Here is a 22,636-nt window from a genome sequence, read left to right as displayed (position 1 = left end):
ATGAGGTGCCTGCGCACCTCATTTTTATTCCAATAACTAACTATCAATGGATTGGAAAATTAATTTTAGATTTATTTTTCTTCTGTGCTTAGTAATGACCGGAGACTACCTACTCTCCCTAAAATCAACCCGGTTCACATAGGCCAGAACTTCTTCAAGAAATTCCATTTCTCCATTGATAAAGGAAACCTCTATAGGAAGGTAAAACAGCTTTTCCTTAGCTATCCTGTTCTGAAGCCGCATATAATCCTTCTCGGTGGTTAGAATCAGGTCTTCTTTTTGCAGTTCAGCGATTTCAGATGAATTAAAATTATGATGGTCTCCAAAAGTTTTATGTTCAAATTTTAGCTTTTCCCCCTCCAGATATTTTACCAGCGGCTGAGGCTTAGCGATACCCGTAACCAGAGTGAATGGAGTAGTTTTCAAATCCCTGAGCATAATTCTTTTTTCACCAGAAATGATTTCTTCTGAATACCTGATAGAAGTAAAAAACAGTTCCTGATAATTACGCAGTTCAAGTTTAGTCCTAATGTGCTCCTGTTCACTTCTATTAAGGTTTGGCGGACATTTTGTGACCAGAATAATATCTGCTCGTTCAGCGCCAAATCCAGGTTCTCGCAAATTTCCGGTAGGTAACATAAAATCATCAGTATAAAGAGCTCCAAAGGCCGTGAGCAAAATATTCAACCCCGCTTTCACCTTCCTGTGCTGAAAGGCATCATCAAGCAATATAACCTCAGGGTTTTCTTTAAGTAAATTCGAAATTCCATTTTGGCGGTCGGCATCAACAGCTACAAGAGCATCAGGGAATTTTTTCTTAAACTGAAGTGGCTCATCCCCTACTTCGGCGGCGGCCTCTCTCCCCATTAAAAGATAATATCCACGAGTCTTGCGCTTATATCCGCGGCTTAAGCTAGCCACGCGGTATTCCTTCCCCAATACTTTCAGCAGAAATTCTATCATGGGCGATTTTCCTGTCCCACCGGTATTAAGATTGCCAACACAAATAATCGGAATCTCATAAGATTTTGATTTCAGGATTCCGCTATCGTAGAGAAAATTCCTGATAAGCATTACAAATCCATATAAAAGTGAAAAAGGCAGGAGGATTTTTCGGAAAAGTTCCATAGGGCAAACTATAATATTTATATTTGAAGTTAGGCTGATTCAAACAAAATTAACAAAAGCAGGCTTCTGCTTTCAATATAATAAAATTAAATGCAGATTCAGGAAGTTATTAATATTCTGGAAGATTTTGCTCCTACTGCCTACGCTGAAGATTTTGATAATGTAGGCCTTCTTTCAGGAGACCCCACCACCCAGATAAAGGGAGCGCTTATCACGCTGGACACCCTCGAAGAAGTGGTAGATGAAGCAATAGAGAAGAATTGCAACCTCATTATTAGTTTTCACCCTATTATCTTTTCAGGTTTAAAAAAACTCAACGGAAAAAATTATGTGGAGCGCACCATAATAAAAGCAATAAAAAATGATATCGCGATCTATGCGATTCACACCGCCCTTGATAACCAACATAAAGGCGTAAATGATATGATTTGCGAAAAGCTGGGATTAAGAAACAGGAAGATCCTTATTCCGCGAAAGCAAAGCATAAAGAAACTCACCACATTTGTTCCAAATAATAAGGCTGATGAAGTTCGAAAGGCGCTGTTTAATGCTGGGGCCGGTAGCATTGGAAATTACGACAACTGTAGCTTTAATTTAAAAGGTTCGGGGAGCTTTAAACCAAATGAAGAAGCAAATCCGGTGATAGGCGAAAAAGGAGAGGTGCATTTTGAGGAGGAAACACAAATCGGGTTAACTTTTCCTGCCCATATGGAAGGAAAGATCATAAATGCCCTTTTCTCCAGCCACCCTTATGAGGAAGTAGCCTATGAGATAACAACTTTAGATAATTCAAATCAACATTTAGGGATGGGAATGATAGGCGAACTTGAAGAGGAGCAGGATGAAGCAGAATTTCTTCAGAAGGTAAAACAGAACTTTAATTCAGGTTGTATCAGGCACTCAGAATTGCGACAAAAACCGGTAAAAAAAGTTGCCGTTTTGGGCGGCAGTGGCAGTTTTGCCATCGAAAATGCCAAACGAGCCGGAGCCGATTTTTATATTACTGCAGATCTCAAGTATCACGACTTCTATAAAGCCGAGAAAGAGCTGGTACTGGCAGATATTGGCCACTATGAAAGCGAGCAATACACAAAAAATCTGCTACATTCTTATTTGACAAAAAAAATTAGTAATTTTGCACTTATTTTAGCAGAGACAAATACCAATCCTATCAAGTATATTTAACTATGGCAAAAAAAAACGAAGTTACTGTAGAAGAGAAGTTAAGAGCATTGTACGATCTTCAACTGGTGGACTCAAGAATTGATGAAATCAGGAACGTACGCGGCGAGCTTCCCTTAGAAGTTGAAGATTTGGAAGATGAAGTAGCTGGATTAAACACCCGTTTAGAAAAACTGGATGCCGATATTGAGGTTATTGAGAATGATATTAAAAGCAAGAAAAACCAGATAGACGAGTCTAAAGCCACCATTAAAAAATATTCTGAGCAGCAGAAGAATGTACGAAACAACCGTGAATTCAATGCACTTTCAAAGGAAGTTGAATTCCAGGAACTGGAAATAGAACTGGCAGAAAAAAACATCGCAGAATATAAAGTTCAGATTGAGCAGAAGAAAGAAGTGATCGGGCAAACTAAGGAACGTTTGGACGAAAGAGTAAAACATCTTGAGCACAAGAAAAGTGAGTTGGACGAAATTCTTTCAGAAACTGAAAAAGAGGAACAGGCTCTTATCAAAAAATCTGCAGAGTTCGAGAAAAACATCGAAGAGCGTTTAGTAAATGCCTATAAAAGAATCAGAAGCAATGTGAAAAATGGACTGGCCATCGTTCCGGTAGAGCGTGGTGCGTCCGGAGGTTCTTACTTCACGATCCCACCGCAGGTAATTATGGAGATCGCCGGTCGCAAAAAGATCATTACAGACGAACATAGTGGCCGTATTTTGGTAGATGAAGAACTTGCCAAAGAAGAACAGGAGAAAATGAACAATTTATTTACCAAGGTAGGTTAAGAATTCATTCCAAATAATTCTGAAAAGCCCCAAATCTATAGATTTGGGGCTTTTTTGTTGGCTCCTGTTTAAGCATTGATTAACAAGTATTTCACAATTATACGTTAGATTAACTCTAACTTTAGATGTTCAAAACCTACTAAAATGAAAAATTATTTAATATTATTCAGCCTCGTATTTGTACTTTTTTCCTGCAAAAATGAGGAAAACGATAAGGAAGCTGAAGATATCCAAAATACCGAACAGAATTATGACGTCTATGAAAATTCGGATTCAAACAAGCCCGGTTCCCGATCTGAAACATCAGAAAATAACAAAACCTCCAGGGATAACAATATGGAAACTCCAGATAGTGTAAAGGATGGAAAAAATGAGGAGGAAGCCCAAGGCAGGATAAGCAACACGAAATATATAAAAGTTGATGAAAACGATGCCGGGTGCAGCTGTTATTGCGTTGATGTTGTAACCACAGGGCAATCTGAACTATGCCTCAAGGATAATGAAATCTATATCAAGGCGAGATTTTCTCAAAGCGGGAACACTACCCTAGTCTTTTTTACAAAACCTTCTGTAAAAAACACCAACGATAAGCTTCCGTGGGAAGATTTTGACACCAATACCCCAATCGCTGAAATTACCCCAACGCCAGATGGAATGGAACTGGACTGGAAAGGATTCTCCATTGACGGGGAGTTAGCGGTAGATTATGCTATTTACGGTAAAAAAACCCTTGAAGGTTCATACTCATACAGAAAACAATAAGAAATGAAACGATATATTTTTAGCTTTTTAGCCATAGTACTCTTTTCCTGTGGAAACAATGCGCAGGAAAAATCAGTAACCAAACCAGAAATAGCCAATGCAGACCCCGTCGAAGTCGAACCGGAAAACGGCCTGGAGAAGGCCTATTTCGCAAGCGGATGTTTCTGGTGTGTTGAAGCCATCTACGAGAGCATAGAAGGTGTAAAGGAGGCTGTTTCGGGTTATTCGGGTGGGCATACAAAAAACCCAACCTACGAGTCAAGCAATACCGGAAGAACCGGCCACGCTGAAGCAGTTGAAGTAATCTACGACCCGGAGGTGGTGAGTTTCAGAACCTTGGTGGAAGTATATTTCGGTTCACAGGATCCCACTCAGATCAACGGCCAGGGCCCGGATCAAGGTTCCCAGTACCGCTCGATCATATTTTTTCAGAATGAAAAGCAAAAACAGATTATTGAAGAAGTAAAAGCAGAAGTCGCCAAAAACTACAACAAATCTATCGCGGCTGAAATTCTTCCATTTAAGAAATTCTGGATTGCTGAGGATTATCACCAGAATTACGAAAAGAATAATCCCAACAACCCCTATATTCAAAAAGTATCGATCCCGAGACTAAACCGGTTTAAAGAAAAATTTCCGGATATCCTCAAGAAAAAGGAACACTGATCTTTAAACCACATCAAAAAGAATGGCAGCCAGATAGCTGCCTTTTTTATTGAATTAGATTTATTCTGCCCGCCAAAAAATGTATTTTTAGCGTCTAATTTAGGTATAGATGAACATTACCATTGAAAACGTACTCCTAATTGGTTCTCTGTTGCTCTTTATTAGTATTCTGGCAGGAAAAACCTCTTATCGATTCGGGGTCCCAACTTTGGTGCTTTTTCTGGCAGTGGGGATGCTGGCAGGTTCAGAGGGAATTGGTAATATTCATTTCAATGATCCCAGCCTGGCTCAATTCATAGGAATTGTTTCCCTGAATTTCATCCTCTTTTCCGGGGGACTTGATACCAGCTGGAAAAGTATACAACCCGTACTCTGGCAGGGAATTTCTCTTTCTACACTCGGAGTGCTTTTCACAGCCCTGGGGCTGGGAACTTTTGTATGGGGTATTACAGATTTCACCATTTATGAAGCCCTGCTCCTGGGAGCAATTGTTTCATCTACAGATGCTGCTGCCGTGTTTTCTATTTTAAGGTCTAAAAATCTGGCATTAAAATCTAAACTTCGGCCAACTCTCGAGCTCGAAAGCGGTAGTAATGACCCCATGGCCTATTTCCTAACCATTGCCTTTTTAAGCCTTGTGCTAAGTCCCGATAAGAGTTTATGGAGCATTATCCCCTTTTTCCTTCAGCAGATTCTTATAGGTACTGCGATGGGATTTCTAATGGGGAAACTTAGCAAGATCATAATTAATAGGATAAGGCTTGATTTTGAAGGCCTTTATCCAGTTCTGGCTATCGCTTTGATGTTTATCGTGTTTTCAGCTACAGATTTTCTGGGAGGTAACGGTTTCCTGGCCGTATATCTTAGTGGGGTTTACCTGGGGAATCACAGTATAATTCATAAAAAGACCATTATGAGGATGTTTGACGGACTCGCATGGTTGATGCAAATTGTATTATTCCTCACCTTAGGACTTTTAGTATATCCATCCCAGGTATTGCCTATAGTTGGAGTAGGCATACTGATTTCGGGCTTTTTAATCTTTGTCGCACGCCCGCTAGGGGTTATGCTTAGTCTTGTATTCTTTAAAATGAAGATGCGCAGGCGATTGTATATTTCCTGGGTAGGACTTAGAGGAGCCGTACCTATTGTTTTTGCCACCTATCCTCTTATCGCAGGAATTGAAAAGGCCAATATGATCTTTAATATTGTATTTTTCGTATCTCTTACCTCGGTTTTACTACAGGGAACTACCTTATCACTTATTGCGAAATGGCTGCACGTTGCACTGCCGATGAAGGTAAAACCAAAGTCTCCCGTAGATGCATTCTTGGCAGACGGCGCAAAATCATTGCTTAATGAGATTAGCATCCCGGAAAACAATCATTCTATTGGAAAAAGAATAGTGGATTTAAAATTTCCGCGGAAGGCTATAATCGCTATGATCTCCAGAGGAGATAAATTTATTACTCCCAATGGGAATACCGTTATTGAAGCTAATGATATTTTAATTGTATTAACTGAAGACAAAGAAACTCTTCATGGGGCCTATGAAAGTTTGAAATTACCGCCGAAATTAAAGGAAGAGGAAGAAGCTTAGGTGCTTCCATTATTTTTAATGATCTCCAACATCTTATCTTCTACCTTCTGAGAATTCCATTTTTCTTCGATCCCGGGGATTTCCATCACTTCATCCATAACCGCACGTTGCCAGTCCCCTATCGCTAAAGCTTCAGTATAAGGTTTATCAGAAAAGGTCACACGAGAATACATTGGAAGCCAAAGCTCCGGATACTTCTCACCAAACCGCTTTTCGATCTTTTTCCGAAGAATAAATTCGGGGTCTGCCGTTTTGCTGCTCATCTCAAGAAAATTACGACAACTGAGTTCTGCGATAGCATCGGCATTTGGTTTTCGTTCCTGCTGATATTCCAAAAAGATTTGTTCCCAATTGTCGCCGTGTTGTTTCATCTTTTCAAAAAGCACCGAAATATCTTCAAAACCGGCATTCATGCCCTGCCCGTAAAACGGCACTATAGCGTGCGCCGAATCTCCTACCAGGGCAACTTTGTCCCAGTAAGTCCAGGGGAAACATTTAATAGTTACCATGGAGCTGGTAGGATTTTTAAAAAAGTCTCTCTTAAGATTTGAAATCTCTTCTTTGATATCGGGAAAATGTGTTTCAAAGAAGGCGTCGGCCTGAGCTTCTGTGGTTAAGCTTTCAAAAGAAACCTCCCCTTCAAAAGGTAAAAACAAAGTGCAGGTAAAACTTCCATCGAGGTTAGGCATAGCGATAAGCATAAATTCACCCCGAGGCCAGATATGAAAAGAAGCATTGTCAAGCTTGTGGCTGCCATCTGGATTTGCGTCAATAGTGAGTTCTTTATACCCCACATCTACAAAATGTTGAGAATAATTAAAGCGGCTGTTACGTTGCATTTTATGTCTAACCCGGGAGAAAGCCCCATCGGCTCCAAAAATAAGATCATATTGATATTCCTTCCATTCGCTTTTTTCTGACTCACCGGTATATAAGCGCGCATTGGCCAAATCAATATCCCAGACTTTTTCTTCAAATCTGAATTTTACACCCTCGGCTTCAGCCAGATCTATCATTTTACGGTTAAGAACACCCCGGGAGATCGAATATATAGCTTCTCCTTTTTTACCGTAGGGTTGAAAATAAAGCGGTTGTGAAGAGACATGTAAAGCTCTCTTATCTAAAGGAAGGGCGATCTTTTTAATTTCGATCTCTATTCCTATCTCGCGTAATGCTTTCCAGCCACGATTAGACATAGCCAGATTAATTGACCTTCCTGAAAATTCAACTTTTCTGATATCGGGACGTCGATCAAATACTACTACTTTATGACCTGCCTTTTGAAGGTAAAGTGCCAACAGGGAACCAACAAGGCCCGAGCCTACTACGGCTATATTTTTGGAAGACTGCATAAATATTGATGAAAAGCGATTTAAAATCACCGGGTTCATCTACGAAAATACTTAATTCCTGAAACCTGAAGCCGGTTTTAATCCAAATACCCTCAAATGTGCTAATATTTTTATAAAAAAACCTAAAGCAGGGTTAAGAGTAACAGAGGTCCAGTGTGAAATCTCTAAATTTAATTTAATAACCAAACTAAAGACAGCTATGGATGAACAAAAACTGGAACAGATGCGATCTGTACTTAACAAACTTGAAGACATAAAAAATACCCAGGAAAGTATAATTGATAAGATTAATCATGTTATAACCGATCTATTTCAGCATCCCGACAAGGATTTGGAAAAAATAATGGAAGAGGCTCATCAGAAGGCATCAGATAATGTAGATGCTATTCGGGAAGCCATGGATGATTATGAAATGAGAATCAACAAAATAGAGACACAAGACTAATTTATTTTTCAATAATAATTTAACAACAGATTTAAACACTCGTTAAATCAAACGGCGCGATAGGTTCAATATCGTAATTTCATTTAAATAGAACTTAACCAGGAACAAAATGAGAAATCTTATTTGATTAATTGTGGTCTGGCTTATTGGATTTGGAGAAGATGCAGGTAATCTTATCCACATTCTGCAAGCACTGCCATAATTAAGATTTTAAACCGATTTGCAACTGGAAGAAGGCCATAATAACTTCACTATCAAATAGGTTCGTAAGAATAAATTTAAAATCATTATATTTAATACAATCAATTAACCAACGCAACCAAGTTGCCTAAAAACCACTATTATGAGAGATTTAATTTGGCTAATCGTAGTTCTATTAGTAATCGGATGGCTGATAGGGTATTTTGCCTTTCCTGATTTAGGAAGCATTATTCACATCCTTATCGTTATTGCCGTTATCTTAATTTTATATAAGCTGCTAACCGGCCGCCGACTATAATCGGAAGATTAAAACAAATTAGAAATACCCTTTGGAAATATTTTCAAAGGGTATTTTATTTTCTGTTATATTTATCTTCAAAGATTAACCTTATGAAAAAAACTGTACTGTTACTATCCATTCTTTTAACTATTAGCTGCAAAAACGAAAAAAGCGGAGATATATCTTCAGCAGAGAAAGAGGAAGAAACCAGAGCTCAGGAAATTGCCAGGGCACATGGTTTTGAAAATTTTAAAGATGTTGAGGAAATTAAATTCACCTTCAATGTAAAAGTAGGAGATTCAGTAAGAACTAGCCGGAGTTGGCACTGGAAAACGAGTAATGATGAAATAAGACTGACGGAAGGGGACATTAGCCGCACTTACATTAAAGACGACAGCATAGCCGATGATGAAAAAGAACTTGACCAGAAATTCATCAATGATTCATACTGGTTGTTATTCCCTTTTCAACTGGTATGGAGCGATGCTGAAATTTCAGAAGAAAAGAAAGCTGAAGCTCCCATCAGCAAAAAGGAAATGAGAAATATCACCGTTTCCTATCCTTCAGAAGGGGGTTATACCCCTGGAGACAGCTATGAAATCTTTTACGAAGACGACCTTATACTAAAAGAGTGGATCTATAAATCGGCCGATGGCAGCAGAAAATCTCCTACTACCTGGGAAGATTATAAGGATTTCAATGGGCTTAAGATAGCCAGATCGCATAAATCACCGGATGGAAGCTTTGAGTTGTTTTTCAGCGGGATTGAGGTAAATTAATAGCGCAGACCCCGAACCAGTTCTCCAGAATTTTCTGCAGGTTCCCAGTCGCTTTCTGGCTCAAAATAGCTCCATAACATTGCTGAAATATTTCGCTGCAGTTCCCAGGCTTCATTCCCATAATCCCAGGAAGTATCCTGGTTATCTTTAGTAGCGATATAAAACGCATAATCCCCCGAGGGCGCATTAACCAGCACCGCTTCAGAACGGGACTTATTAACCATTCCCTGCTTAGCTGCAGTCTGGATATATGGCGGGATCTGGGAAAGCGCATAGTCAGTATAAAAAGAATTGCTTAGCATCCTGTACATTTCATCGCTGGCGGCATCACTTACCAACTCCCTGTTTCTAATCTTAACAAGGAGCGTGGCCATTTCCCGGGGAGTAGTTTGTCCCCATCCGTATTTCTCCCCCACCGGCAAGCTGCTGGCTCCAGATGGAAGTCACATTATCGCTATAGGTAATCATCAATGCGGCAAGAGTGCGCAGGTCAGTTACCGTTGAATCCTTATAGAACTGCATTACCCCTGAGCCTCCATAGGCACGGGAATCCCGGTACAAAAGTGTATCATTAAGCGTTATTTCCTCTTTTTCGATCTTATCGAATAATCCTATAAGTATTGGAATTTTTACAATGCTTGCCGTAGGAAATATAGTATCGGGATTTATCCCGGCCTCTTTTCCGGTTTCCAGGTTATAAACATACACCCCGGCAATGCCTTTGAAATCTCTTGTGTACTCTTCAATTTTTTGTTGCAGCTGTTTGTCAACATTGTTTTCCTGGGCAGATAAAAATCCGCAAAGCAGCAGGACCAAAAAGGTTATACGCTTCATCTCTTTGTGTCTAGAGTTTTGAGATTGATTTCTTATTTTGAATTCCTTGTTTAAGCACCTGTCCAAACTTATACATATCCTCGTATGAACAATAGAAAGGTGCCGGGGCGAGCCTTATCACATTTGGTTCCCGCCAATCGGTAATCACTCCATTTTCCATCAGGTAGGTAAATAACTCTCTTCCTTCCCCGTGAAGAAAAACTGAAAGTTGTGTGCCACGCTCTTCCTGCTGTGCCGGTGTAATAATTTCAAAACTGCTATCAACTTCCTTATCAATTTCGTGCAAAATGAATTCAAGATAAGCCACAATCTTATTACGCTTTTCTATCAATGCAGGCATTCCAACCTCATCAAACATTTCAAGCGAAGCGAGATAAGGCGCAAGTGCCAGAACCGGGGCATTGCTAATTTGCCATGCGTTTGCTCCGCTTTCTGGCTGAAATTCGGGTTCCATTAAAAAGCGGCGTTCCTTGTTGTGACCCCACCAACCTTCAAAACGCGGGATATCTTTTTTGCCGTGGTATTTTTCATTCACAAAATACCCTGAAACATTTCCGGGACCACTATTCATATACTTATAACTGCACCAGGCGGCAAAATCAACCTTCCAGTCGCTCAGTTTCAATTCTATATTTCCCGCAGCGTGTGCCAGGTCCCAGCCAACAATCGCCCCTATCTGGTGACCTGCTTTTGTGATATTTTCCATATCCAGGACCTGCCCGGTATAATAATTTACGCCGCCAATCAATACCAGGGCACACTCATCGCCTACTTCAGCGATTTTAGCCAGGATATCTTCTGTTCGAAAATTATGTTCTCCGTCCCGTCTTTTTAGCTCAACTATAGCATCATCCGGATCATACCCGTGGAAACGCACCTGGCTGGAAATCATATACTGGTCGCTGGGAAAGGCTTTTTCCTCACAAATAATTTTATATCTTTTTCCTGAAGGCCTGTAAAAGGAAACCATAAGCAGGTGAAGGTTGACCGTTAAGGTGTTCATCACAGAAACTTCAGCAGGTTTTGCACCAACTACTTTCGCCAGTTTTTCTGAAAAGCGTTCATGATACTCCCACCAGGGTTTTTCAGCATTAAAATGTCCTTCCACAGCAAGATTTGCCCAATCGGTCATTATCTCTTCCACATACCTAGCGGCAGAGCGTGGCTGAAGTCCAAGGGAATTTCCGGTAAAATAGACTACTTCCTTTCCTTTATGCTTCGGAAAAATAAACTGAGCCCTGTATCTGGCTAATTCGTCCTGTTTATCAAGTTCCCGGGCGAACTCCAGGGTATTTTTAAATTGCATGCTGATGGTTTGATTAATTTCAGTAAAAATACAATTTAAGCTGAAGTTTCATAATATTAGCCTTTTGCCCCTGACATATTTTCCCCGGAATCCGTTTATCTTTGCCCGTATAAACCTTTAGTTTAAAAACATGCATTTTCTTCCTGAAGACATAGATGATTACATAGTTGAACATTCAGCAAAAGAGCCGGAGTTATTAGCGAAACTCAACAGAGAAACCAATCAAAAGATTTTACAACCAAGAATGCTAAGCGGACATTATCAGGGCCGGGTTTTAAGTCTGTTATCAAAAATGAAAAGTCCGAAATCTATCCTGGAAATTGGAACTTACACAGGATATTCTGCCCTTTGCCTGGCAGAAGGTCTGGCTGAAGGCGGTATGCTGCATACAATCGACATCAATGAGGAGTTGTACGATTTTCAGAAGAAATATTTTGAAGCATCAGCATATAAGAATCAAATAAAGCAATATTTGGGTGATGCCCTCGAGATAATTCCAATGTTAGATGCAAAATTCGACCTGGTTTTTATCGATGCCGACAAACCTAATTATCCCGCATATTTTGAAATTATCATTGAGAAAATGAATAAAGGAGGGGTTATACTTTCAGACAATGTTCTATGGAGCGGGAAGATAATTGAAACCCCAAATGAGGAGGACGAATCCACGAAGGCGTTAGTGGAGTATAACGATCTTTTAGCAAAAGACAAGCGCCTGGAAACTGTAATTTTACCAATAAGGGATGGCTTAACCTTAAGCCGGGTTAAATAAACCTTCTGCCAGATTTATTATAAAGCCAGAAAAAGACAAAGGCAAAAATAAGGCCTACCAATGCGCCAACCAGTAAATCGCTGGGATAATGAACCCCGACATATACACGGCTCATTATAAATAGAAGCGGCCAAATATATACCAAATATATCCAGCGGAATTTATCTTTTAAGCTTAGTACTATAAAAGTCGAGGCCACCATGGAAGAAGAAGCGTGACCGGAGAAAAAACTATAGTTGGTTGGTTCCTGCAAAATTCGAATCAAATCTACAAGCTCAGGATTATTATTAGGCCTTAACCGAACAAGAAAAACCTTCACCGCATTGGTAAACCCCCAGGTAGTAAGAAAAGCACTTAATAAAAATAAGGAAGAAAAACTGGCTTTTTTCCAGTGAAAAGCAATAAAGTAGAGAAGGAATAAAAAAATATAGAACGGGATCCAATTCTCTATCCGGGTAACAAATATCCAAAAATAATCATAGGATTCAATTCCCAGACTATTAAGATAAACAAATAATTCCCGGTCCCATTGCTTAAGCTGTTGCCACATTTCAACAGGTTTTAGAATCTACGTTTTACCGAACCGGTAATATCGTCTATATCTTCTTTTACCTTATCGATCTCTCCTTTTATATCTTTGGAAATATCAGTATCTATACCCTGTTTTTCAGCACTTTTCTGAATTTCACTTTTAATATCATTGGAAGCATTTCTGAGCGTACGCATACCTTTCCCAAGTCCCCGGGCGATTTCAGGGATCTTATCGGCCCCAAAAACCATCACGAGAATAAACATAATAAAGGCGATCTCAGCGCCACTTATAAATAATGGATGTACTACCATAGCGTGCAAATATAATCACAAATTTAGCCATAAAAAAAGCCGACTCGTTAAAGTCGGCTTTTTTTCTTTATTTCAGTGAGCCTGCTTAGTTATCCAGGCTTTCTTTAAATTCTTCAAATTTATCGGTGGTTTTATCCTGAGGCCAGCTATTGTTACTAACATCAACATCTGCTGTCTCCAGATCCGGATCTACTACTACAGAAGTGATTTCCTTTTCTGAGGCAATTGCCTTAGTTACTTCGGCATCATTTTTTCTCCAAAGCTGAACAGGATAGGTCACTTTTTCTGAAGTCCCATCGGCATAGGTATACTCCACAATAAGTGGCATAGGAATCCCACCCGGCTTCTCAAAAGTGATTTCATAGAAATACTTTGGATTTTTCATTCCTGCACGATCTTGTTCTGAAAAATTGTCCATTAAATATTCATTAAGTGTAGATGCATTCTCCAACGGATCTTTCCCTTTCATTGCTTCTTCAAAATCTTCGCTTCCTTCTTCTACAACATAGATCCCTTCCATATCCTCTGGTTTTGCACCGTAGCGCTCAAGGAATTCAGCACCCTCTTTTGTGGCTTTATCGGTAATGTAATATTTCTTGATAGATTTTACACCCATATCCACATTATCGGTAGTGTAAAACCAACCTCTCCAAAACCAATCCAGGTCTACCCCTGAAGCATCTTCCATAGTTCTGAAGAAATCCTCGGGAGTTGGGTGTTTGAACATCCAACGGTTCGCATAGGTTTTATAAGCGTGATCAAAAAGGTCTTTCCCCATAACAGTTTCTCTTAGAATATTAAGAGCGGTTGCGGGTTTTCCGTAGGCATTATTTCCTAACTGAATCACCTGTTCGGGATTAGACATAATAGGAGCGATAAATTGCTGGTCCCCTTTCATATAAGGAACTATTTTAGAAGGAATCCCCCGTCTGGAAGGATATTGACCCAAAGGCGCAATGGCTTCCGGATATTTTTTCCCGAATTCCTGCTCGGCCAGGTATTGGGAGAAAGTATTCAAACCTTCATCCATCCAACCCCATTGGCGTTCATCACTATTTACAATCATCGGGAAGAAGTTATGTCCAACTTCGTGAATTATTACACTTATCATCCCGTATTTAACCCTGTCGCTGTATTCCCCGTTCTCATCAGGTCGGCCATAGTTCCAGCAGATCATTGGATATTCCATCCCCTGATTTTTGGCGTGTACCGAAATTGCTTTATGATAAGGATACTGAAAAGTTTGATCAGAATAGCTTTCCAGAGTAGTAGCTACAGCACGAGTTGAATACTCTTCCCATAAAGGGTTCCCTTCTTTCGGATAAAGCGAGATTGCCATTACCTCTTTTCCCTGAACATCGGTATTCATCATATCCACAACAAATTTCCTTGAAGTAGAAAAGGCGAAATCCCTTACCATATTGGCTTTATATTTCCAGGTTTTGGTTTTGTTTGAAAAACCTTTTTCGGCTTTTTCAGCTTCTTCCTGGTTTACGATGATTACAGGTTTATCAAAAGATTTTTTAGCCTCTTCATAACGCTTCAGCATATCTTTAGTGTAAACCTGCTTACGGTTCTGAAGTTCTCCGGTTGCTTCCATAATATGATCTGCAGGCACGGTAATATTCACTTCATAATCTCCAAAAGGAAGTGCGAATTCCCCATTACCCCAGAATTGCATATTCTGCCAACCTTCTACATCATTGTAAACAGCCATTCTCGGGAAGAACTGTGCAATAACGTATACATTATTTCCATCTTCTGGAAAATGCTCATAGCCTGAACGGGCTCTATCGGTAACATGATTATTGATCTTGTACCACCAATCTATAGAAAAGGTATAGCTTTCTCCTGCGGCCAGAGGCTCAGCCAGGTCTATTCTCAACATAGTCTGGTTAATGGTATAATTTAGCGGTTTCCCGTTGTGGTTAATTTTTTCTATATTGAAACCACCGTCAAAAGATTCTTTCAAAAACTGATTCGTAAATCTTTCAGGGCTAGAAACAGGGTTCATCTTACTTGGATTCTTCTCCTGAGCAGGCGAATTTTTTGACCGGATATTCTGGTCCAGTTGCACCCAAAGATATTCAAGTTTATTTGGTGAATTATTATGGTAAGTAATAGTTTCTTTTCCCGTTAGTTTTGTGTTCTTATCGTCAAGCACGATATCCATTTTATAATCGGCCTGATTCTGATAATAAGCTTCTCCGGGTGCTCCGGCCCCTGTACGATATTGATTAGGAGTTGAAAACTCATCATAAAGCTGTCTGAACTTGTTTTGGTTTGTGTGACCTTCCTGGCGTTCTGATTGCTGTTGCTCTTCCTGAGCAGAGAGACCAACAAAAAAGAGCATTAAAATTGCGGAAGTCAAGAATTTAATTTTTCTCATGAAAACTGAATTATTATTTAATTTTTCTAAAAATAAGACTTTATGTTAAATAAATGGTTTAATTTCTAAATTTGAAACTTTTTTTATCTTCATTCTTTTGAAGTAACAGGCTTTTTGTAACTCCGTTTACTTTTACGTGAACGACGTTTTTCTGATCATCAAAAAGATCGGTCAATATTGAATTTGTAATGCTAATCTCTGTGAAAGGCACAACCTTTTCAACTTCGATATAGAGAATCATCTGGTCATTATCATATTCTTTTCCCAAATATTTTAACTGATGCTCCTTCCCGTTTGATTTAAGCTGAAGTTTCTGCCCAAGATATCGCTCTATCATTTTTCTAACCGGGCCTTCTTCGGCATCTTTCACAAGTCGAATATCGTTGTTAAAACGTTTTCGCAAAACATTCTCAAAATCATCTACAAAGACCCGGGTTATTATCTGAAGGGATTGACTTTCGGTTTTGTAATTAATTTCGGTAACACTAAGATAATACTCGTGTGCGGTGACTTTAAAAGAGGTCAAAATAAAGAAAAGACCAAAGAGAATAAAAATCTTTTTCATTAAAGGCTTTTAGTTTTTGTCATCAACATTCAATCCAAACTGATATAATCCTGATAATTGGGAATGGTTTTTTTATAAAATTCGATGAGTCCAAGAAGATCCTCCTTATTAACAAGTCTCATAAATAAAGGGTTTTCTGCGCAGTAATACAGAAAATTCAGCACCTCTGATTTCTTTAATCCCAGTTCGGTATTATAAAATTCTTCGGAAAGCAAATTACGGGCTTTAAGGATTCGGTTATTTTCTCTTTGATTTTCCCGGGCTTGCTTGAGTTTTCTCCTCTCACCACTTATTGCCCCATAAAGCAAACCTGCGGGATCCATAGGACTACTCATTCCACTAATTTTTCGTTCCACGATATTTGGCGGCTTTTTATCGGAATAAGGAATCCCAAATTCTGCCTGGTTCAAGGTTTCCATATTTCCAATATCCTGCAGTAAATTACCGGAAAGCTCATGAAGTTTCACCTCGTCAAGCTCGGTGAGTTCATTTTCCAGTTCAATTTCAAAAGATTCGGCTAGCATCTCCTTTCTTACCGCAATAGTAATATTCTTATACTGAACAGAAGAAAAAAGAATGGAATCTCCGGGTTTTACGCTTAGGATAAACTCTCCTGATTCTCCACTAAGCGTTCCTTTTTCAGAAGTAATATTAATAACATGCACTTGAGAAAGAAGAGAATCATTAGTGATTTTCCCATTAAGCAAATCTCTATCCTGAGCCTGAAGAGAGAAACTAAAAATAACGGCTATGAGTACAAGAATTACTAACCTCATCGAGATTCCTGTGAGGTTTTAATGTGGAACAGAGTACGTTGAGGGCTTTTATTAATTTTCAACTTGATTCTTGTATTCTCTACCTTTGGCTATAAGAAACTCTATGAGATCAAGTTCATTACCTTCCTGCATCATCTCGGCAGTAAGGCCATTATCTGAAGCATAGAAAATAAAATCGTTGATGTTTTCTTTTTTGATGTCCAGGTTTTCCTGAAAAAATTCATCGTTATATAATTGACGGATATATTCATCTTTTTCCCGTTGCTTAATTTGATGGCTTCCATTACTATCACCCACAAGAACCTTGAAAATATTCACAAGATTAAGTCCGTGAATAAGGCGGGTTTTACTAGCTGCCATCGCTTCATTTTTACCGGGTCCGGTTAGGGCATCGGGTTCAGTAACAACATTCATATTTTCCAAATCGGCGGCACTGTATCGCGGCAAATCAGGATCTGCAACCTGTATGCGAGCCACATCGACGTTAACGTTTCCGGAGAGGTCATGAGGCAGGACTACCACCTCAGGGAGTTCGGTTACAGTCTCACTGATAAAAACATTGAGTTCTCCCGAATCTATAACCCCCTGATCTACTACAACTGTAAATTTCTGAAATTGCAAAGCCGAAAAGCTTATACTATCATTTATGGCTACAGATATCCTGAATTCACCATCGGTATTGGTGATGGTTCCTCTTTGGGAAGTCTCATTATAAACAGTCATCCCCTCCAGGTTATCCCCTTCAGGAACAATAATTTTACCATCTATCACCACTCTTTGCACCTCTTGAGAGAGAAGTGGAAAAGTGGCTATCAAGAAAACTAAGGTAATTACAAAGCGTATCATAATACAATTTCTATAACTTAAAGGAACAATTTATCTTCTTATGAGAAAGATAAGTTGCAGGTAAATTTTTGTTAAACCTGCCTTTTCCTCTAAATTTACAAAAAAACAAAGATGAAAAAAGCCCTTCTAGCCAGTACCTCTACCCTGCACGGGCAGGCATACCTCGAATATTTAATTCCGGAAATAAAGAAATTTTTCGATGGAGTATCAGAGGTTTTATTCATTCCTTATGCCCGCCCAGGGGGAATTTCTCCTGAGGAGTATACCAAAATGGCCGCCACTGCATTTTCCAAAGCCGGGTTAAAATTGAAAGGGATACAGGAATACCAAGATCCGACAGAAGCGGTAAAAAAAGCTGAAGGAATCTTTACCGGTGGTGGTAATACTTTTTTACTGGTTACCCAGTTATACAAAAACAAGGTAATGAAGGTTTTACAGGAGGCCATCCTTTCAGGCACACCATATATGGGTACCAGCGCAGGAACGAATATTGCCGGGCTCACTATGCAAACCACCAATGATATGCCAATAATTTATCCCCCATCATTTAAAACACTGGGAATCGTTCCCTTTAATATAAATCCTCATTATTTAGATCCCGATAAGAATTCAACTCATAAGGGAGAAACCCGGGAAACCAGGATCAAAGAATTTCATACTCTGAATACCCAGCCTATAATTGGATTACGAGAAGGAAGCTGGCTGGAAGTTTCCGGTGATAAAATTACGTTAAAAGGAAAACCAGAGGCCCGAATTTTCAGGCCAGAACAAGTACCTTTCGAGATAGAAACAGGAACTTCCTTAAAGGATTTGCATTAATGGATTACCAGAAAATTTTAAATACTATTGAGAGCGAGATGAACTACCGTGATGTAGAAGGAAAAGTCGCCTCTTACATTCCGGAACTGGCAAAAGTAGACCCGAGAAAATTCGGGATGCACATTTATTGCGGAGATAAACAGCATTTTTGTTTTGGCGACAGCGATGAAAATTTTTCGATACAAAGTATAGCAAAAGTTTTTTCCCTATCCATGGCGATGATTCTTATGGGTGAAGATCTTTGGAAACGGGTGGATGTGGAACCTTCGGGAGATCCTTTTAACTCTCTCACGCAGCTGGAATATGAACAAGGCGTGCCCCGGAATCCTTTTATAAACGCGGGGGCTTTGGTGATCTCAGACATTTTAGTCGCCCAATTAGAAGACCCCAAACAGGAACTTCTTGATTTTGTAAGAAAGATTACCGGTAACCCAGAAATAGATTTTGATAAGAAAATCGCTGCTTCGGAAAAATCTACCGGGTATCGTAATATTGCTCTCGTAAATTATATGAAAGCACTGGGAAATATTAAATGTGAGGTAGAACCAATCGTAGATTTTTATTTTAACCTCTGCAGCCTCTCGATGTCCTGCAAAGAATTGGCACAAGCTTTTATGATCTATGCCAACAAAGGAAAAATCCTTGACACCGGAGAAGAAATTTTAACGCCAACCTCGGTAAAACGTATTAATGCCTTAATGCAAACCTGCGGCTTTTATGATGAAGCGGGAGAATTTAGTTTTGAGGTAGGTCTACCGGGAAAAAGTGGCGTAGGCGGCGGAATAGTTGCGATTCACCCAGACCAGTATTCTGTTGCGGTTTGGAGTCCTATTCTTAATCACAAAGGGAATTCGGAGCTGGGGATGAAGGCCCTGGAAAGACTAACCACCCTTTCGGGTCTTTCAGTTTTCTAAAATAATTTATCAAAAACGGGAGGCACAATTGAAATTTTTGGGCACAAAAAAATGCTCTCCGTTCTCACAGAAAGCATTCAGTAATTGAACACTGTAATAATTCTTAAAGCGCTGCTACGTGCTTACTAAGCTTAGACTTAAGGTTTGCAGCTTTATTATCGTGTATAATGTTTTTCTTTGCTAATTTATCAACCATAGAAACTACAGAAGGAAGCAAAGTTTCAGCTTCTTTCTTATCAGCCTCACGCAATTTTTTGATTGCGTTTCTGGTAGTTTTATGCTGGTAGCGATTTCTAAGACGTTTTGCCTCATTGCTACGTATCCTCTTCAACGCTGACTTGTGATTTGCCATTATATTCTTCTTTAATTAATCTTTTCTTGTAGTCCGTAGGGGAATCGAACCCCTGTTACCAGGATGAAAACCTGGCGTCCTAACCCCTAGACGAACGGACCATTAATTTTCAATAAAAACACCTTTTCAGGTAACTATGAAACAGCTCTCTGTTTCTCTTGTAGTCCGTAGGGGAATCGAACCCCTGTTACCAGGATGAAAACCTGGCGTCCTAACCCCTAGACGAACGGACCATTCTTTTCTTCAAATGCGGATGCAAAAATACAACTATTTTTCAATGCCGCAAATCTATGTTGAAAAAAATCAAAAATTAATACGCCTTAGCAAAAAGCACCCTTCCAGCAGAAGGTTTTCCTGTAAGAACACAGCTTCCCGTCTCTTCTTCTCTATCAAACGGAATACATCTTATCGTAGCTTTAGTAAGGTCTTTTATTTTATTTTCTGTTTCTGAAGTACCATCCCAATGCGCAGAAATGAATCCACCCTTTTCCTTTAATACCTTTTTAAATTCATCAAAGGAATCTACCCTGGTGATATGCTCATCTCTAAAGTTTTTAGCTTTATTAAAAAGACTATCCTGGATCTCTACCATTAGGTCTTTTACTTTTTCTACAACCTCAGTCTGCTGAACAAACTCTTTACTCAAAGTATCTCTTCGTGCCAGCTCTACAGAACCTTTTTCAAGATCCTTGGGACCAATAGCCAATCTCACCGGTACTCCCTGCATTTCGTATTGAGCAAACTTCCAACCTGGTTTTTGTGTATCACGGTCATCATATTTTACTGAAATTCCTGCAACTTTCAATTCATCGGCAAGCTTGTTGGCAACTTCAGAAATTTGTGCTAATTGCTCTTCACCTTTATAGATTGGAACAATCACTACCTGAATAGGCGCAAGATTTGGTGGTAAAACCAGACCATTATCATCACTATGCGTCATCACAAGAGCCCCCATCAATCTTGTGGAAACTCCCCAGGAGGTAGCCCAAACATGTTCGAGCTTACCTTCTTTTGAAGTAAACTTAACATCAAAGGCTTTGGCGAAATTCTGACCAAGAAAATGGGAAGTTCCCGCCTGCAAAGCTTTTCCGTCCTGCATCATCGCCTCTATACAATATGTTTCTTCAGCTCCTGCAAAACGTTCACTTTCTGTCTTACTTCCTTTTATAACCGGCATTGCCATAAAACTCTCGGCAAATTCAGCATAGATATTATTCATTAGCATAGTCTCATCCAGTGCCTCCTGTTTTGTAGCGTGTGCGGTATGTCCTTCCTGCCAAAGAAATTCTGCAGTTCTCAGGAATAAACGGGTTCTCATCTCCCATCGTACCACATTCGCCCATTGATTTATCAAGAGAGGCAGATCCCGGTACGACTGAACCCAATTTTTATAAGTATTCCAAATAATCGCTTCTGAAGTTGGTCTAACAATAAGTTCCTCTTCAAGTTTCGCCTCCGGATCTACAATTAATTTTGAAGTATCGTCAGGATTGGTTTTTAGCCTGTAATGGGTCACTACAGCACATTCCTTGGCAAATCCTTCTGCATTCTTTTCTTCAGCCTCAAATAAACTCTTTGGCACAAAAAGCGGAAAATAAGCATTTTCATGCCCCGTCTCCTTGAACATTTTATCCAGTTGGGCCTGCATCTTCTCCCATATGGCATAGCCGTAAGGTTTAATAACCATACAACCTCTAACTGCAGAGTTTTCGGCCAGGTTTGCCTTAACTACCAGCTCATTATACCATTTTGAATAATCTTCGCTGCGTGTAACTATGTTCTTCCCCATTCCAATAATTTGGCACAAAACTTGTGCTATATTTAACACTTATTAATAAATAGTTAGTCTGTGTATAACTAACATTTAGCGCAAAACTAACTATTTTTGTAATGTTCAACAATAAAATATAGGCTAATGATACGCAATTACAACATTCCTAAAAGAGCGTGGTTCTTAATGACTCCTCTAATATTATTGCTATTGTTAGCATCTTGTGGTTCCACACAGTATTCCGGCTATGAAGACGGAATCTATGGCGACGGAAGCCAAACTTATCCTTCTGAAACCGATCGATCTCAATATGCTACTCAAGACAATAATGCAAACTCATATTATAAGAATCTCTTCGCTGAAAAATCTGCAATATATGGAGAAATGGCAGATAATATGATCTTTACTGATGTGGATGAATATACTTCTGCAGATGATTATGAAGATGAAATGTACGAGCAGGATGCTATAGAGTATTCCGGAGGATATGCCCCCTGGGGAAACGACCCCGACCAATACACCATAAATATTTACAATACCGGATGGTATAGTGGATTCTACAATCCATATCGTTGGGGCTGGAGTGCTTCGTATTACAATCGATGGTATGATCCGTTTTTTATAGATCCTTACTGGGGACCTGGTTATTATTATCCATACTGGGGCTCAAACTTCGGCTACAGCCCATGGGGCAGCCGAATTGGCTTTGGTTTTGGGTTTGGTTCTTACTGGGGTAGCTGGTATGGCATGGGATACGGAAACTACTATGGATACCCTTACAACAGATGGGGCTATAATTATCGCTATCGCAACACATATAATGATGTGGCCTACAATACCGGCCGAAGAAATTCCTATTCTGATTATTCCTCAACCCGAAGAAATGCTTCAGCAGATAGCAGAAGCTCTTATTCAAGAAGTATAAGGAGTATTCGAAATAATGATGTTTCAGCCAGAAGACAGGCTATAAGCAGAGGTGATAATTCCAGGATTTACAGTAGAACGACCAGGAATTCTGAACCAACCCGCGTAAACACAAATGTAAACACGCGACGTTCAAATTCGAATTCCACCTATAACCGAAGTCGTACTACCAGGAATAATAACACCTATAACAGGTCTTCTAATAGGTCATCCCGTAGCAGCGGTGCCGTAAGAAGTTCATCTTCTTCCAGCCGAAGCTCCGGAACCTCAAGAAGTTCTGGTAGCTCACGAAGAAGCGGGGGCGGCAGAGGATAATCTGTAACAAGGGATTTGACATAAAAC

General features: G+C 39.6%; 25 protein-coding genes and 2 tRNA genes. 12 read left to right on the top strand and 15 right to left on the bottom strand.

Going from position 1 to position 22,636, the window contains the following annotated elements:
* Positions 1-105: 105 nt before the first annotated feature.
* On the bottom strand, positions 106-1,128 hold the full coding sequence (lpxK, locus tag BM266_RS01820) for a tetraacyldisaccharide 4'-kinase (RefSeq protein ID WP_093405105.1): 1,023 nt from the start codon (positions 1,126-1,128) through the stop codon (positions 106-108).
* 90 nt (positions 1,129-1,218) lie between these two features.
* On the opposite strand from lpxK, the gene BM266_RS01815 reads away from it, so the two are divergent.
* From BM266_RS01815 to BM266_RS01795, 5 genes are all read left to right on the top strand, one after another.
* Positions 1,219-2,313 (top strand): Nif3-like dinuclear metal center hexameric protein, encoded by a 1,095-nt coding sequence (locus BM266_RS01815; protein ID WP_093405103.1) that lies wholly within the window; start codon positions 1,219-1,221, stop codon positions 2,311-2,313.
* A 2-nt stretch (positions 2,314-2,315) separates the two neighbouring features.
* Entirely contained in the window at positions 2,316-3,098 is a 783-nt protein-coding gene (locus BM266_RS01810) for a zinc ribbon domain-containing protein (RefSeq protein WP_093405100.1), read from the top strand.
* Positions 3,099-3,242: 144 nt separating this feature from the next.
* Positions 3,243-3,860, top strand: a complete 618-nt coding sequence (locus BM266_RS01805; protein ID WP_093405098.1) for a hypothetical protein — start codon at positions 3,243-3,245, stop codon at positions 3,858-3,860.
* Positions 3,861-3,863: 3 nt separating this feature from the next.
* Entirely contained in the window at positions 3,864-4,526 is a 663-nt protein-coding gene (gene msrA / locus BM266_RS01800; protein WP_093405095.1) for a peptide-methionine (S)-S-oxide reductase MsrA, read from the top strand.
* A 109-nt stretch (positions 4,527-4,635) separates the two neighbouring features.
* A complete protein-coding gene (locus tag BM266_RS01795; RefSeq protein WP_093405094.1) occupies positions 4,636-6,126 on the top strand; it encodes a potassium/proton antiporter in 1,491 nt (496 codons plus the stop codon).
* On the opposite strand, the gene BM266_RS01790 is transcribed toward BM266_RS01795, so the two are convergent.
* On the bottom strand, positions 6,123-7,478 hold the full coding sequence (locus BM266_RS01790; protein ID WP_093405316.1) for an FAD-dependent oxidoreductase: 1,356 nt from the start codon (positions 7,476-7,478) through the stop codon (positions 6,123-6,125). The genes BM266_RS01795 and BM266_RS01790 overlap by 4 nt on opposite strands.
* 199 nt (positions 7,479-7,677) lie before the next feature.
* Between BM266_RS01790 and BM266_RS01785 the strand changes: the two genes are divergently transcribed.
* The 3 genes from BM266_RS01785 (at position 7,678) to BM266_RS01780 (ending at position 9,183) form a co-directional block, all read left to right on the top strand.
* Positions 7,678-7,923 (top strand): hypothetical protein, encoded by a 246-nt coding sequence (locus BM266_RS01785; RefSeq protein WP_093405092.1) that lies wholly within the window; start codon positions 7,678-7,680, stop codon positions 7,921-7,923.
* Between the two features lie 343 nt (positions 7,924-8,266).
* The gene (locus BM266_RS16905; RefSeq protein WP_106197114.1) at positions 8,267-8,422 is read left to right on the top strand and encodes a lmo0937 family membrane protein; all 156 of its coding nucleotides are present in this window, start codon (positions 8,267-8,269) and stop codon (positions 8,420-8,422) included.
* Positions 8,423-8,514: 92 nt separating this feature from the next.
* Complete coding sequence (locus BM266_RS01780; protein ID WP_093405090.1) at positions 8,515-9,183, top strand: hypothetical protein; 669 nt, start codon at positions 8,515-8,517, stop codon at positions 9,181-9,183.
* Here BM266_RS01780 and BM266_RS17470 read toward each other — a convergent pair.
* From BM266_RS17470 to kynU, 3 genes are read right to left on the bottom strand one after another with little or no spacing between them, the layout of a single operon-like run.
* A complete protein-coding gene (locus BM266_RS17470; protein WP_217648140.1) occupies positions 9,180-9,557 on the bottom strand; it encodes a serine hydrolase in 378 nt (125 codons plus the stop codon). The two genes, BM266_RS01780 and BM266_RS17470, sit on opposite strands and share 4 nt — an antisense overlap.
* A complete protein-coding gene (locus BM266_RS17465; protein ID WP_217648139.1) occupies positions 9,538-10,017 on the bottom strand; it encodes a serine hydrolase in 480 nt (159 codons plus the stop codon). The genes BM266_RS17470 and BM266_RS17465 overlap by 20 nt, the downstream gene beginning before the upstream one ends.
* A gap of 10 nt (positions 10,018-10,027) precedes the next feature.
* Positions 10,028-11,323: a kynureninase gene (gene kynU / locus BM266_RS01770; RefSeq protein ID WP_093405088.1), complete on the bottom strand. Its 1,296-nt coding sequence runs from the start codon at positions 11,321-11,323 to the stop codon at positions 10,028-10,030.
* A 130-nt stretch (positions 11,324-11,453) separates the two neighbouring features.
* Here kynU and BM266_RS01765 point away from each other — a divergent pair, with 130 nt between their 5' ends.
* On the top strand, positions 11,454-12,095 hold the full coding sequence (locus BM266_RS01765; protein ID WP_093405086.1) for an O-methyltransferase: 642 nt from the start codon (positions 11,454-11,456) through the stop codon (positions 12,093-12,095).
* On the opposite strand, the gene BM266_RS01760 is transcribed toward BM266_RS01765, so the two are convergent.
* The 6 genes from BM266_RS01760 to BM266_RS01735 all read right to left on the bottom strand — a co-directional run bounded on the left by BM266_RS01760 (position 12,088) and on the right by BM266_RS01735 (position 17,514).
* Complete coding sequence (locus BM266_RS01760) at positions 12,088-12,645, bottom strand: phosphatase PAP2 family protein (protein ID WP_093405084.1); 558 nt, start codon at positions 12,643-12,645, stop codon at positions 12,088-12,090. The two genes, BM266_RS01765 and BM266_RS01760, sit on opposite strands and share 8 nt — an antisense overlap.
* 11 nt (positions 12,646-12,656) lie before the next feature.
* Positions 12,657-12,938, bottom strand: a complete 282-nt coding sequence (locus BM266_RS01755) for a Sec-independent protein translocase subunit TatA/TatB (protein WP_093405082.1) — start codon at positions 12,936-12,938, stop codon at positions 12,657-12,659.
* A gap of 85 nt (positions 12,939-13,023) precedes the next feature.
* Positions 13,024-15,327: a M1 family metallopeptidase gene (locus BM266_RS01750; protein ID WP_093405080.1), complete on the bottom strand. Its 2,304-nt coding sequence runs from the start codon at positions 15,325-15,327 to the stop codon at positions 13,024-13,026.
* 58 nt (positions 15,328-15,385) lie between these two features.
* Complete coding sequence (locus BM266_RS01745; protein WP_093405078.1) at positions 15,386-15,892, bottom strand: DUF6702 family protein; 507 nt, start codon at positions 15,890-15,892, stop codon at positions 15,386-15,388.
* 29 nt (positions 15,893-15,921) lie between these two features.
* On the bottom strand, positions 15,922-16,668 hold the full coding sequence (locus tag BM266_RS01740; protein WP_093405076.1) for a peptidase associated/transthyretin-like domain-containing protein: 747 nt from the start codon (positions 16,666-16,668) through the stop codon (positions 15,922-15,924).
* A gap of 51 nt (positions 16,669-16,719) precedes the next feature.
* Entirely contained in the window at positions 16,720-17,514 is a 795-nt protein-coding gene (locus BM266_RS01735; RefSeq protein ID WP_093405075.1) for a carboxypeptidase-like regulatory domain-containing protein, read from the bottom strand.
* 111 nt (positions 17,515-17,625) lie between these two features.
* On the opposite strand from BM266_RS01735, the gene pepE reads away from it, so the two are divergent.
* The gene (pepE, locus tag BM266_RS01730) at positions 17,626-18,333 is read left to right on the top strand and encodes a dipeptidase PepE (RefSeq protein ID WP_093405073.1); all 708 of its coding nucleotides are present in this window, start codon (positions 17,626-17,628) and stop codon (positions 18,331-18,333) included.
* Positions 18,333-19,247: a glutaminase gene (locus BM266_RS01725; protein ID WP_093405070.1), complete on the top strand. Its 915-nt coding sequence runs from the start codon at positions 18,333-18,335 to the stop codon at positions 19,245-19,247. Before pepE ends, BM266_RS01725 begins: the two co-directional genes overlap by 1 nt.
* A gap of 103 nt (positions 19,248-19,350) precedes the next feature.
* On the opposite strand, the gene rpsT is transcribed toward BM266_RS01725, so the two are convergent.
* The 4 genes from rpsT to proS all read right to left on the bottom strand — a co-directional run bounded on the left by rpsT (position 19,351) and on the right by proS (position 21,388).
* Positions 19,351-19,599: a 30S ribosomal protein S20 gene (gene rpsT, locus BM266_RS01720; protein ID WP_093405063.1), complete on the bottom strand. Its 249-nt coding sequence runs from the start codon at positions 19,597-19,599 to the stop codon at positions 19,351-19,353.
* A gap of 29 nt (positions 19,600-19,628) precedes the next feature.
* Positions 19,629-19,700 (bottom strand) — tRNA-Glu (locus BM266_RS01715).
* A gap of 60 nt (positions 19,701-19,760) precedes the next feature.
* A tRNA-Glu gene (locus BM266_RS01710) sits at positions 19,761-19,832 on the bottom strand.
* 77 nt (positions 19,833-19,909) lie between these two features.
* Entirely contained in the window at positions 19,910-21,388 is a 1,479-nt protein-coding gene (gene proS, locus BM266_RS01705; protein ID WP_093405061.1) for a proline--tRNA ligase, read from the bottom strand.
* Between the two features lie 126 nt (positions 21,389-21,514).
* Here proS and BM266_RS01700 point away from each other — a divergent pair, with 126 nt between their 5' ends.
* The gene (locus tag BM266_RS01700) at positions 21,515-22,609 is read left to right on the top strand and encodes a hypothetical protein (protein WP_139220581.1); all 1,095 of its coding nucleotides are present in this window, start codon (positions 21,515-21,517) and stop codon (positions 22,607-22,609) included.
* The last annotated feature ends 27 nt before the right edge of the window (positions 22,610-22,636 follow it).

The organism is Salegentibacter flavus, from assembly GCF_900115145.1.
Classification (GTDB): Bacteria; Bacteroidota; Bacteroidia; order Flavobacteriales; family Flavobacteriaceae; genus Salegentibacter; species Salegentibacter flavus.
This window is presented reverse-complemented; position numbering and strand designations above follow the sequence as displayed.